Here is a 10200-nt window from a genome sequence, read left to right as displayed (position 1 = left end):
CCCATGCCCGATCTGGAGATCACCCACCAGTCCGTTCACGACTACATCGCCGCGAAGAAGCGCGGCGACCGCCCCACCACCGACCGGATCATCCGCGAGGTCGGCGAGCGCTTCGACACCCGCAAGACCGACGGCAGCGAAATCGCCCAGCTGCACCACGCCACGATGCTCGTCCGATTCGGCGAAGGCGAGTAACAGCAGCTCACCCAACTCATCCCAGGAGAACCGATGCAAACCCAGTCCGACGCAGTCCGCCGTTTCACCGAAGCGTGGAAGAGCGGCAACGACGACTCCATCAACCGGATCACCATGGAGATCACCCAGAGCGGCAACGACGCGGACCTTGCCGCGATCACCCGCGTCATGGGTGGCACGCCGCACGGCGGCGAGTAGCTCGGCCGGGGCGCCCCGCCACGCCTGGCAGCAAAGCCGGGGCGCCCCACCCTCCCGCCCGATTCATGATCAGACAAGGAGAGCTTCATCATGCCCCAGCGCATGACCGACCAGGAATGGGAAGCCCAGAACCGCGGCCCCCACCCCGGCCGCACGCCCGCCGAACTCACCGCCCTCGGCATCTGCTGGCACTGCTCCGGCAACGGCGTCACCTACACCGCATTCGGCGGCAACCAGCGCGCTGTGCCCTGCGCCGAGAACTGCGACAACGGCAAGGTGCCCCGATGAGCACCACCACGGTCGCTCCCACCACACTGGCCGACCCGGGCGCCCTCAATCTCGACGCGCGCATGGCGCTCCGCCTCGCCGACATGACGGCCCGCCTCGACCAGGCCGCGGTCGCATTCGAGGTGAACACCGCGCACCTGCCCGGCGCCGACCCCATTCCCGAGATCGCGGCACCGACGAGGCTCATCCCGACCTCGGCGCCCTGCCCCTACCGGACGTCGATGGCCGGGCTGCTGTGGCGGTCGCGGCAGCGCATCGAGGCCGACGGCTGGTGCCGAGACGCGATCTTCGACGAGGCCGGTGCCATCTGCCCGATCCGCGCCATCCGCCTCGAAGCCGCCACCCGATGGCAGGCCGACGACGCCTGCGTGCTGCTCCTCGAATCGATCCGGCGCAACTTCCCCAACGCGGAAACCATCCCGTCGTGGAACGCGGAGCAGCCCAACGCCCGCCCCGTCCTTATCGAGTTCGGCCGCGCTGTCGAACTCGCCCACGCCCGCAGCCTCTGAAAGGCCCCCGTGCCAGACAAGAACGAGATCCTCGAAGCCGCCGTCAGCGCCCTCGTCTCCGGATACCGGGCCGACAAAGCCGGCGCGTACAGCCCGCCCGGAATCGACGAAGCCGTCACCGCGGCCCGTGCCGTCGGCTTCAGCAGCCACGAAATCTTCGGCACCGCCGACCGCCGGTGGGGTCAAGAACTCATCGACAACGCCGGCCGGCGCTGAGGAGAGCAGACCCCATGCCCGCCTTCACCCGCCACGACCCTGGCACCGGCTGTCAGGCCTACGGCTACGACGACATCACCGAAGGGGCGTCCGTCACCGTGTACGGGGCGGCCGGCGACGTCATCGCCACCGGTTCCCTCGGGCACAGCGAGTCCGTGTCCTACGGCACCTGCAACTTCGACGTGTCCGTACCGGACGTGCCGAAGGGCGAGAAGTTCTACAAGGTGGAAGTCTCGCACCGTGGAACCGTCCAGCTGTCCGCCGAAGAGGCGGAGGGCGGGAAGTTCGCGGCCACCCTCGGCTAGCCAACTCGCCTGAAACCCCTGGTCGTTCACTCGGCCGGGGGTTTCGTCGTGCCCGCCAGGGCCAGAGAGCGGTTGTGTGGGCGTGGAAATGCGACTGGGTGTTGAGGGCGGGCCCGCCGACGGGCGTGAGGTGATCGTGGAAACCGAGAGCGGACTGCCGCCCGGCTGGCAGCAGTTGGCGGGCAGCCAGTACGTGCTGCGGTGGTGGGGTGCGGATCCGCACCCCGATGCGGACTGGCACTACTGCCTGGTCCGCCAGCCTCAAGGGTGAGGTTGTGCGAATGCCCGGCACGTGCCGGCTCGAGGGCGGCAGGATGCCGCCATGCCATCACAGATCAGGTTCAGCGGTGCTGAGAAGGACATGACTCTCGACGAGATCGAGGAGGCCATCGGGCGTGCCCGTTCGCTCGGCGCTGACGGCGGCCAGTACGTGTACGCGGTGCTCAGCACCAGCGGAAAGATCAAAGAGATCGGTGTCGAGGCGCCCGGCACCAGCAGAGACGACTACTAGCCCTGCGCGTTCCGGCCTCGGCTGTCTGCTGCGGTCGAGGCCGCGGGTACGGCGCGCGCGACCCACGAGTTCCCGGCCGCGTCGGTGGGGAGTGTCGCCGGCCGGGCATCCAACAGGGTGCACAGGCGTGCGAGTTCGCGTTCGCAGGCCGCCCTTGTCTTGGCGCGGACCATGAAGACGACATCGTCCATGCCCGCAGTGTGACCGGCCGGTGAGGGCGGCGTGCGGAAACCGTCGAACCGGCACGCGTTGTCGCCCCGTCGAGTACCGGTAGATCCAACTGTCACAACTGGGACACACCGGCATCCTGCGCAGTGCCGGCGGCGCATGATGCCGACCCTGAACACACCGCAGGGGGGCACGTGATCTTCAAGCAGGACCCGGAGAAAGCAGCAGCCAAACAGGCCGCGAAAGCCGAGAAGCAGCAGCAGAAAGAGAAGGCCGCCGCGCAACGCCAGGCAGATAAGGCGGCGTTGAAGGAATGGCGTGAGGCGCATCCAGCCGAGAAGGCCATGAACCTTGCGGCGTCCATGAAGGCGTGGCCCGCTTCCAAGATGGGAGAGACCGTCCTCGGCCCCGTCAAGGGCGGCAACGCCGAGTTCGTCGACTCCGGCGCGCACAAGGCTTGGACCGCCACACGGCTCGTTGCCGGGGTGGCATCCATGGGCACTACCGCCGCCCTGTCCGGCCGGAAGAACAAGGGCGCGGCAATGATCAACGTGGTGTTCGGGAACGGCGCCGTGAAGACTTACAACGTCACCCCGGAGAACGCCACCCTCCGCGCCGCAAACCAGTACGTCACCGCGTTCAACGCCCTCGCCGCCCAGCTTGCCGCCGAGGAAGTCACGGAGTAGCCGTAACCGCATGCTGTGGGGCCCCAGTTCCGCCGTCCGGGACTGGGGCCCCTGCACATCCACACTGGGCTGTTGGCCCGCAGTGTCAACCCCTTGGTGCACCATTGGCTCAAGCGCAACACGTTCCCCGCACCACGAGGAGCCGATCGTGCACGACCACCCCACCACCGACGACTACCAGTGGCCGACCTGCACCGCCCCCCGCTGCGGGCGACAGCTCTGGGTCGCCGAGACAGGCCGCTGGATCTGCCGGCCCTGCGAAGACGCCACCGCCACCCGGCTCGCCGAACTCCCCGGCCTGTACGCCCGGCTGGACACCACGGCAATGCTCATGCGGGGCGCCCGACGGCAAAGCGGCGGAGCGTCCGGCACCAAGACGCCGCCGATCCCGCCGCGGCTCGAAGTCCTCGCCCTCGTCGGGCCCGGGGGAGTGGCTGCCAGGCTGTCAGCGGTCGAGGATGCGTGGCGGCAGGCCCTCGGCTGGACCGTCGCCCCCTGGCGGGGGAGTGCAGCTCAAGCCCTGCCCGAGCAGGTGACGTTCCTCCGCAACAACCTCCTCTGGGCGGCCAGCAGTTACGACGAGGTCGGGCAGGACGTCGAGGAGATCCGCCGACTCCACGCCGAATGCACCGCCCTCGCCTCCGGGGAGAAACGACCCGGCCGCGTCGCCATCGGCCACTGCCCTGTGCGCGTCGACGGCATCCTGTGCGGAGAGCAGCTGACCGCCACCACCAACACGCACCGCGTCCGCTGCCATGGCTGCGGAACTCGCTGGGACGGGCTCGGTGAATGGCGAGACCTCCGGGCCGCGCAAGAAGCCGTGCTCGTCGAGATGGGCGGAGCGGCAGCGTGAACCTTGATGACCCGTTGGATATGACCCGGCCGTCCTGGAAGCTATATCTGGCCCTCCTGGGTGCCGGGATAGACGACAACCTCGCGGGCGAGTTGATGAACGGCTACGCGCACGAACTAGCCGAACGGCAACGGGCCGCGCTGCCCAGGGTGATGGGCTGCTGGCAAGGCGAGTTCCATCAGGGTGTGTTCGAGGCTGTCATTGCCGTGACCGACCCGAAGCTGAGCAGGTGACCGGCGTCGTTGCTCGCCACACATGGCGCTCGATGCTGTTTCGGCAACATGACTTGCCGTTTGATCAGCGGTGAGCGTATCGTCTGCTCCAATCGATCTCGCTGTGCCTGGAGGGCCACCCATAGGTGGCCCTTTCGTCGTGTCCGGGGGTGAACCGATGCCCCCGCACCTCGTCACGGAAGACCTCGCCGCCTACTGGACCGGCAGGCCGGCCGCCACCATCCGCCGATGGGCAGCCGAAGGCCGTCTCACGCGACACGGCGACACCAAGCGGCGACGCAACGGCGTCCTCTACGACCTCGCCGAACTCCCCGCCGCCAACCGCGACAACGACACCCGCGAACTCATCACCCCCGCCGAAGCCCCACCAGTCATCGACCACGGCTTACTCGCCGCCTGAAGCCCCCTGCGTCTGGTCGTCGCAGGGAGGGGCCTTGAAGCGCCACGCGCTCGGCCCCCGTCCGCCCGGCCCGTGGGGGGCCGGGCGGACGCAGAACCCGGGGTGCCGCTCATCACCCCGACGTCCCGCCGCCCCACGCCCCCCGTTGAGGCGGCGGGACACCAACCGCCGGGAGGTGCCGTGGCGTTCCCAACAGGCACCCCCGTCGTCACCGTTGTCGGCACCCTCCCCGCAGCCGTGGCAGGCGCCGGATACGGCGGACAGATCGTCTGCACGCCGTCCGCAGTCCTCACAGACCCCGACCGGCACGCGATCTACCCCGGCGGCGGCAAAACGCCCATCGTCGACGGCGAGTTCTCCGTCCAGCTGATCCCGAACAACGCGCCCGGCATCCTCCCGGACGGGTGGATGTGGCAGGTCGACGTCCAGCCCAGCAAGGGCCGACGCGTCACGTTCTGGGCAGACATCCACGGCAACGACGGCGACACCGTCCACCTCGACGAACTGGTACCCGCCCAGGCGCCCGGCGGCGGCGACGCAGGCGGCAAGTCCGCCTACCAACTGGCCGTTGGCGAGGGCTTCGACGGCACCGTCACCGACTGGCTGGCCTCCCTCATCGGACCGCAAGGGCCGGCCGGTCAGACCGGGCCGCAGGGCGCGGCAGGCGCCGCCGGACCGGCCGGTGCGAAAGGCGACCGCGGCGACACCGGACTGCAAGGCCCCAAGGGCGACACCGGAAACCAGGGCCCCGGAGGCGCGAAGGGCGACACCGGGGCACAGGGGCCAGCCGGGCCGACCGGGACGCCAGGTGCAACGGGCGCCAAGGGTGACACCGGCAGCCAGGGCCCGAAGGGCGACCCCGGAGATCAGGGCCCGGCAGGACAGGCCGGCGCAGACGGGCCGTCCGCCTACCAGGTGGCACAGGCCGCCGGGTACTCCGGCAGTCAGACCGCATGGTTGGCCAGCCTCGTCGGACCCCAGGGACCCGCCGGAGCGAAAGGCGACACGGGTGCAGCCGGCACTCAAGGCCCCAAGGGCGACACCGGTTCCGCAGGCCCCGCCGGAGCGACCGGAGCGACCGGAGCAACGGGCGCCACCGGCCCCAAGGGCGACACCGGCGACCCCGCGACGAACCTTGTAACCAGCGTCGACGGCAAACAGGGCACCATCGTCCTCAACGCCCTGTCCTCGAAAATCTGGCGACGCCGGGACCTCCCGGACCAGGCCCTCGCGGACAGCCTCTACACCGGTACGGCGCCCACGATCAGCACCGCGCAGACCACCACGCCGACGACCGGGTACATCAAGTACGCCCCGGCCGGTGTGGCGTTGACTGGCACCGATGTGACCGGCCTGTTCACGTTTCTCGGTGCGGGCGGCTTCCAGATCGGCACCGTCTCACCGGACACCAGCTACGTCCTGCCGACGTCGAAGTACCCGAACACCTACTCCAGCGGGCAGTCTGTCTGGTCGGTCGAGTTCGGCACGGACGCGCAGACATTCCAGGTGCGGATGAAGTACATCTCCGCCGCGACGATGTACCGGCTGTCGATCGACGGCCGCAAGGTCACCGACCTGATGCAGAGCAGCGGCGGCACGACGGCCGGGTCCGGGCACCTCATCACCATCGACCTCGGCTCCGCGGCACCACGACGCATCCGGTTGGACTTCACGACGTTCCCGTTCGGCGGCATCTACCTGCCCGCGACCGCCACGATGTGGCAAGTCCCCGCCCAGGGCGGCCGGTTGATGGTGTTCGGCGACAGCCTCTCCGACGGCTCCGCCCAGAACACCGGCGCCGGGGCCGGCACATGGTTCGCCCGTGCGGCACGCCTCCTCGGAGCGACCGACGCGTGGGAGCAGGCCCGCGGCGGCACCGGCTACATCACCCCAGGCTCCTACGCCACCCTCGCCGACCGCGTCCAGGCCGACGTCATCGCCTGGGCACCCGACCGGCTAATCGTCTGGGCGGGCTACAACGACAACACCGGCAGCCAGACGGCGATCAAGACGGCTGCGGACAGCCTCTACGCGGCGATCACCGTGGGGCTGCCGACCTGCCAGACCGTCGTCATCGGCTGCTGGGCGCCCACCGGGAGCCCCGGCAGCACGATCACCAACACCGATGCGACGCTCCGCACCGCAGCAGCCGCCGCAGGCCTGCCTTTCATCTCGCCGTACACCGGCTCCTGCTACGACGCGACCGGCACCCTCGTCACCACCCAGGGGGCCTGGATCACCGCGCAGAACGCGGCGGCCTACATCGGCGCCGACGCCATCCACCCGACGGACGCCGGGCACATCTACCTGTCCCGCCGGATCACCACGGCACTCCGTGCCCTCATGCCCGCCTAGGAGGACACGTGGCCGACAACCTCACGAACACGGCCGAGAACCGGGCCCTGGACTGGCTGTGCGGTAACACAACGACCGCGCCGACCACCCCGCTCAAGGTCGCCCTCGTGACCGCGAACGGCAGCGACTCGGCGGCCGGCACCGAGGTCACGGGCGGCTCCTACGCCCGGAAGAACATGACCGTCGCCGCGGCCACGAACGGGGCAACGAGCAACTCGGCCGACCTCGTCTGGTCGGGCATGCCGGCCGCCACCGTCGTCGGTGTGGAGATCTGGGACTCCGCGGGAACCCCGGTCCGCCTCTGGTACGGGGCGCTGACCACATCCCGGACGACCGCATCCGGCGACGACTTCAAGATCGCCGCTGGGGCGCTCGCACTGTCGATCGCGTAGGAGGCGAGCGTGCCGAACGTCAGCACGTTGATCGACAACTTCAACGACAACAGCATCGGCCCGAACTGGGGGGACTCCTACGGCGGGGTCAGCGAGACAGGCGGCAGGGCAAGGGTGCCGTGCATCAGCAGCTACGCCGCCTACCAGTCCGGTGCCGCCTGGACTCTCACCGGCGGCAGCGCCTACGTCAAGCTCGTCACCAAGCCGGCTCTCAGTACCGGTACCACGGTGACCACCGCGTTCGTGGTCGAGTCGGCCACCGAAGGCAAAGCGATCCAGTGGGTGTACGTCGCCGCGGCCACGCCGAAACTCCGCGCACAGTCGATCACCAGCTACGACGACCCGGCGAGCGTCGAACTCACCTACGACGCCACCAACCACGCCTGGCTCCGCATCCGTGAAGCGTCGGGCACCGTGTACTGGGACACCAGCGCCGACGGCACCACCTGGACCAACCGGCGCACCCTCGCCACCCCGTCCTGGGTAGGCACCGACGCCGAGCAGTGCAACATCCAGCTCATCGCCTACCGCAACGCCGGCACCGTCGACTTCGCTGAGTACGACAACTTCAACACCACCGGCAACGGCGCCGTGTTGGTCGGCGCGGCGACGCTCACCTCCGAGACCAGCCTCACCGCCGCAGCAACCCGCGTCATCGCCGTCACCGCCGGGCTCACCGCGGAAGCCGCGCTCACCACGGACACCGCCCTCACCGTCTCCGGGGCAGCCGCCTTCAGCGCCACCGCCAGCCTTACCGCGCAGGCCGCCGGCCCGATCCTCGACACCCTCGTCGGCAGCGCACACGCAGGCTGGGAGGTATCTGGCCCATGGCGATGAGACTCGCAGCCACCAGTACCGAATACGTGCGGCTCACCGCCGTATCCAAAGCCGCCGGGTCCGCGATCAGCATGAGCGCCCCACCGAAGTTTGCGTTCCTCCCAGCCGACGGCGACGACAACCCCGAAGCCGGGGACTGGCTCACCGGTGAGTGGTCAACACCCATGGCCCGCATCCTGATCGGCCCCGCAGGCGGCGCCACCACCCTCACCGCCGGCGACTACGCCGTGTGGATCACCTGGACTGCCGGAGCCGAAACCCCCGTCTACCGGTCACCCGGCACCCTCACCGTCTACTGAAGGGGCCCGCCATGGCCGACGACCTCCTCGTCATCGTCCCCACCCGCGGCAGACCACAGGCCGTGCCGGAGATCGTGCAGGCGTGGGATGACACCGGCGCCACCGCCGACCTGCTGTTCTGCGTCGACAAGGACGACCCGGAGCTTGCCGCCTACAAGGCGCTGGCGAAGGACCTCGCCGGCGACGCCCGGGTGCGGTTCGTGTTCTGGGCGCGGAAGCGGCTGTGCGGCACCCTCAACCAGGCCGCCGTGAAGAACGCAGACCAGTACCGGTACCTCGCGTTCATGGGCGACGACCACCGGCCCCGGCCCGCGGCGATGGCGTGGGACGCCCGGATCCGGGAGTGCCTGTCCGGCGGGCCCGGCATCGTCTACGGCAACGACCTCCTCCAGGGCCAGGCCATGGCCACCGCCGTCGCAATGACCTCCGACATCGTCACCACGCTGGACTACATGGCGCCCCCTCAGCTCGTGCACCTCTGCCTCGACCTCGTCTGGCTCGACTGGGGAAAGGGCATGGGCCGCATCACCTACCTCGACGACATGGTCATCGAGCACCTCCACCCGGCAGCTGGAAAGGCCAGCCTCGACGCGGTCTACGAGGACTGCAACAGCCCGGAACGCTCACAGGCCGACGGCGCCGCCTACATCGCCTACCGCGACAACGGTGGGCTGCAAGCCGACCTCGTCAAGCTGCGGAAGCTCGTCGAGGAGGCAGTATGACCGCCGAAGCCATCATCGCCGCTTGGGATCAGGCCGACCCGGAAGCGATTCACCCCCTGCGCCGCGTGTCCGAGGACGCGTACTGGGACTCCGGGCGGGCGCAGGCCGACATGCTCGCCACCGTGATACCCGCCGGGGCGAAGGTTCTCGACTTTGGGTGCGGCGACGGACGGGTCGCCATCCCCATGGCTGCACTTGGCTACGAGGTGACCGCCGCCGACTCGTCGCAGCGGATGCTCGATCGGCTCACCGACGTCACCGCGGACATCATCACCGCCCACCCGGACATGGCCCTCAACGTCACCACCGTCCAGGCTGCGGCGGACGGCATCGCCAAGCACCTCGGCCGGCGCCGCATGGACGCCGTGTACTGCCTCGCCGTCCTCATCCACCACAGCTGGGCGGACTGCCTCGACATCATCGGCAAGCTGCGGGCCGCGACGAAGCTCGGCGGGATCCTCGTCCTCGACTGGCCCGTCTCCGACCAGCCCAGCGAGGCCGACTCGTGGATCGGTGTCACCACCTGGTCGAAGGGACAGCAAGCCGACGCCTGCGCCGCCCTCGGCCTGGAACCCGTCGACAGCGGACTGCCGTGGGGCGTCTACCGGGCCGTGAAGGTCACTGAGTGACCGGGGCAGTCGCGTTCGGAATCCTCCTCGCCCACCTCGCTGGGGACTACCTCATCCAGTCCGACTGGATGGCGAACGAGAAGACCAAGCGCTGGTGGCCCGCCATCGCGCACGCCGTTACCTACGGTCTGCCGTTCCTGCTGGTTACGCGATCCCCGACTGCGCTGGCGGTCATCGTCATCACGCACGCGGTCATCGATCACTACCGGCTGGCGCGACACGTCGTGTGGGCGAAGAACTTCCTGGCGCCGCGCTCCCACTGGCATCCATGGGCGGAGTGTTCCGGGACGGGCTACCACCAGGACCGCCCGGCATGGCTGGCCGTGTGGCTGATGATCATCGCCGACAACACGATTCACCTTGCTATCAACGCCGCCGCAGTCGCCTGGCTCTGAGGGGGTCCC

Annotated in this window: 20 protein-coding genes; 19 read left to right on the top strand and 1 reads right to left on the bottom strand. The window is 69.4% G+C overall.

What is annotated here, in order from left to right:
* The first annotated feature begins 3 nt into the window (after positions 1 to 3).
* From ACFZA0_RS06480 to ACFZA0_RS06445, 8 genes are all read left to right on the top strand, one after another.
* Positions 4 to 195, top strand: a complete 192-nt coding sequence (locus ACFZA0_RS06480) for a hypothetical protein (protein WP_391012320.1) — start codon at positions 4 to 6, stop codon at positions 193 to 195.
* A 33-nt stretch (positions 196 to 228) separates the two neighbouring features.
* A complete protein-coding gene (locus ACFZA0_RS06475; RefSeq protein ID WP_391012318.1) occupies positions 229 to 393 on the top strand; it encodes a hypothetical protein in 165 nt (54 codons plus the stop codon).
* 90 nt (positions 394 to 483) lie between these two features.
* On the top strand, positions 484 to 681 hold the full coding sequence (locus ACFZA0_RS06470; protein WP_391012316.1) for a hypothetical protein: 198 nt from the start codon (positions 484 to 486) through the stop codon (positions 679 to 681).
* On the top strand, positions 678 to 1190 hold the full coding sequence (locus ACFZA0_RS06465; RefSeq protein ID WP_391012313.1) for a hypothetical protein: 513 nt from the start codon (positions 678 to 680) through the stop codon (positions 1188 to 1190). Before ACFZA0_RS06470 ends, ACFZA0_RS06465 begins: the two co-directional genes overlap by 4 nt.
* Before the next feature lie 9 nt (positions 1191 to 1199).
* Complete coding sequence (locus ACFZA0_RS06460) at positions 1200 to 1406, top strand: hypothetical protein (RefSeq protein WP_391012311.1); 207 nt, start codon at positions 1200 to 1202, stop codon at positions 1404 to 1406.
* A 14-nt stretch (positions 1407 to 1420) separates the two neighbouring features.
* Entirely contained in the window at positions 1421 to 1711 is a 291-nt protein-coding gene (locus tag ACFZA0_RS06455; RefSeq protein ID WP_391012309.1) for a hypothetical protein, read from the top strand.
* Positions 1712 to 1847: 136 nt separating this feature from the next.
* Positions 1848 to 1982 (top strand): hypothetical protein, encoded by a 135-nt coding sequence (locus ACFZA0_RS06450; RefSeq protein WP_391012306.1) that lies wholly within the window; start codon positions 1848 to 1850, stop codon positions 1980 to 1982.
* A gap of 51 nt (positions 1983 to 2033) precedes the next feature.
* Entirely contained in the window at positions 2034 to 2222 is a 189-nt protein-coding gene (locus tag ACFZA0_RS06445) for a hypothetical protein (protein ID WP_391012303.1), read from the top strand.
* Here the strand turns inward: ACFZA0_RS06445 and ACFZA0_RS06440 are convergent.
* Positions 2219 to 2413 (bottom strand): hypothetical protein, encoded by a 195-nt coding sequence (locus ACFZA0_RS06440; RefSeq protein ID WP_391012300.1) that lies wholly within the window; start codon positions 2411 to 2413, stop codon positions 2219 to 2221. The two genes, ACFZA0_RS06445 and ACFZA0_RS06440, sit on opposite strands and share 4 nt — an antisense overlap.
* A gap of 171 nt (positions 2414 to 2584) precedes the next feature.
* Here ACFZA0_RS06440 and ACFZA0_RS06435 point away from each other — a divergent pair, with 171 nt between their 5' ends.
* The 11 genes from ACFZA0_RS06435 to ACFZA0_RS06385 all read left to right on the top strand — a co-directional run bounded on the left by ACFZA0_RS06435 (position 2585) and on the right by ACFZA0_RS06385 (position 10191).
* Complete coding sequence (locus tag ACFZA0_RS06435; protein ID WP_391012298.1) at positions 2585 to 3076, top strand: hypothetical protein; 492 nt, start codon at positions 2585 to 2587, stop codon at positions 3074 to 3076.
* Between the two features lie 148 nt (positions 3077 to 3224).
* The gene (locus ACFZA0_RS06430) at positions 3225 to 3929 is read left to right on the top strand and encodes a hypothetical protein (RefSeq protein WP_391012295.1); all 705 of its coding nucleotides are present in this window, start codon (positions 3225 to 3227) and stop codon (positions 3927 to 3929) included.
* Complete coding sequence (locus ACFZA0_RS06425; RefSeq protein WP_391012292.1) at positions 3926 to 4162, top strand: hypothetical protein; 237 nt, start codon at positions 3926 to 3928, stop codon at positions 4160 to 4162. The genes ACFZA0_RS06430 and ACFZA0_RS06425 overlap by 4 nt, the downstream gene beginning before the upstream one ends.
* A 157-nt stretch (positions 4163 to 4319) precedes the next feature.
* Entirely contained in the window at positions 4320 to 4562 is a 243-nt protein-coding gene (locus ACFZA0_RS06420) for a DNA-binding protein (protein WP_391012290.1), read from the top strand.
* A gap of 180 nt (positions 4563 to 4742) precedes the next feature.
* On the top strand, positions 4743 to 6917 hold the full coding sequence (locus ACFZA0_RS06415; RefSeq protein ID WP_391012288.1) for a GDSL-type esterase/lipase family protein: 2175 nt from the start codon (positions 4743 to 4745) through the stop codon (positions 6915 to 6917).
* A gap of 8 nt (positions 6918 to 6925) precedes the next feature.
* Positions 6926 to 7309: a hypothetical protein gene (locus tag ACFZA0_RS06410; RefSeq protein ID WP_391012285.1), complete on the top strand. Its 384-nt coding sequence runs from the start codon at positions 6926 to 6928 to the stop codon at positions 7307 to 7309.
* Positions 7310 to 7318: 9 nt separating this feature from the next.
* Entirely contained in the window at positions 7319 to 8146 is an 828-nt protein-coding gene (locus ACFZA0_RS06405; protein WP_391012282.1) for a hypothetical protein, read from the top strand.
* Positions 8137 to 8445 carry a hypothetical protein gene (locus tag ACFZA0_RS06400; RefSeq protein WP_391012280.1) on the top strand — a complete coding sequence of 103 codons (309 nt, stop codon included), beginning with the start codon at positions 8137 to 8139 and terminating at the stop codon, positions 8443 to 8445. Before ACFZA0_RS06405 ends, ACFZA0_RS06400 begins: the two co-directional genes overlap by 10 nt.
* Positions 8446 to 8456: 11 nt before the next feature.
* Complete coding sequence (locus tag ACFZA0_RS06395) at positions 8457 to 9167, top strand: hypothetical protein (protein ID WP_391012277.1); 711 nt, start codon at positions 8457 to 8459, stop codon at positions 9165 to 9167.
* The gene (locus tag ACFZA0_RS06390; protein ID WP_391012275.1) at positions 9164 to 9796 is read left to right on the top strand and encodes a methyltransferase domain-containing protein; all 633 of its coding nucleotides are present in this window, start codon (positions 9164 to 9166) and stop codon (positions 9794 to 9796) included. Before ACFZA0_RS06395 ends, ACFZA0_RS06390 begins: the two co-directional genes overlap by 4 nt.
* The gene (locus ACFZA0_RS06385) at positions 9793 to 10191 is read left to right on the top strand and encodes a DUF3307 domain-containing protein (RefSeq protein WP_391012272.1); all 399 of its coding nucleotides are present in this window, start codon (positions 9793 to 9795) and stop codon (positions 10189 to 10191) included. Before ACFZA0_RS06390 ends, ACFZA0_RS06385 begins: the two co-directional genes overlap by 4 nt.
* Positions 10192 to 10200: the final 9 nt, after the last annotated feature.

This window comes from Streptomyces sp. NPDC008150, from assembly GCF_042956945.1.
Classification (GTDB): Bacteria; Actinomycetota; Actinomycetes; order Streptomycetales; family Streptomycetaceae; genus Streptomyces.
The sequence above is the reverse complement of the archived record's forward strand: the minus strand, read 5'-3'. Positions and strand labels throughout refer to the sequence as shown.

Bases quoted from the DNA above. Each gene is read 5' to 3' on its own strand.
- ACFZA0_RS06455 (WP_391012309.1), top strand. From the start codon at position 1,421: ATGCCCGCCTTCACCCGCCACGACCCTGGCACCGGCTGTCAGGCCTAC.
- ACFZA0_RS06395 (WP_391012277.1), top strand. From the start codon at position 8,457: ATGGCCGACGACCTCCTCGTCATCGTCCCCACCCGCGGCAGACCACAG.
- ACFZA0_RS06440 (WP_391012300.1), bottom strand. From the start codon at position 2,413: ATGGACGATGTCGTCTTCATGGTCCGCGCCAAGACAAGGGCGGCCTGC.
- ACFZA0_RS06420 (WP_391012290.1), top strand. From the start codon at position 4,320: ATGCCCCCGCACCTCGTCACGGAAGACCTCGCCGCCTACTGGACCGGC.
- ACFZA0_RS06390 (WP_391012275.1), top strand. From the start codon at position 9,164: ATGACCGCCGAAGCCATCATCGCCGCTTGGGATCAGGCCGACCCGGAA.
- ACFZA0_RS06445 (WP_391012303.1), top strand. From the start codon at position 2,034: ATGCCATCACAGATCAGGTTCAGCGGTGCTGAGAAGGACATGACTCTC.
- ACFZA0_RS06475 (WP_391012318.1), top strand. From the start codon at position 229: ATGCAAACCCAGTCCGACGCAGTCCGCCGTTTCACCGAAGCGTGGAAG.
- ACFZA0_RS06470 (WP_391012316.1), top strand. From the start codon at position 484: ATGCCCCAGCGCATGACCGACCAGGAATGGGAAGCCCAGAACCGCGGC.
- ACFZA0_RS06465 (WP_391012313.1), top strand. From the start codon at position 678: ATGAGCACCACCACGGTCGCTCCCACCACACTGGCCGACCCGGGCGCC.
- ACFZA0_RS06400 (WP_391012280.1), top strand. From the start codon at position 8,137: ATGGCGATGAGACTCGCAGCCACCAGTACCGAATACGTGCGGCTCACC.
- ACFZA0_RS06480 (WP_391012320.1), top strand. From the start codon at position 4: ATGCCCGATCTGGAGATCACCCACCAGTCCGTTCACGACTACATCGCC.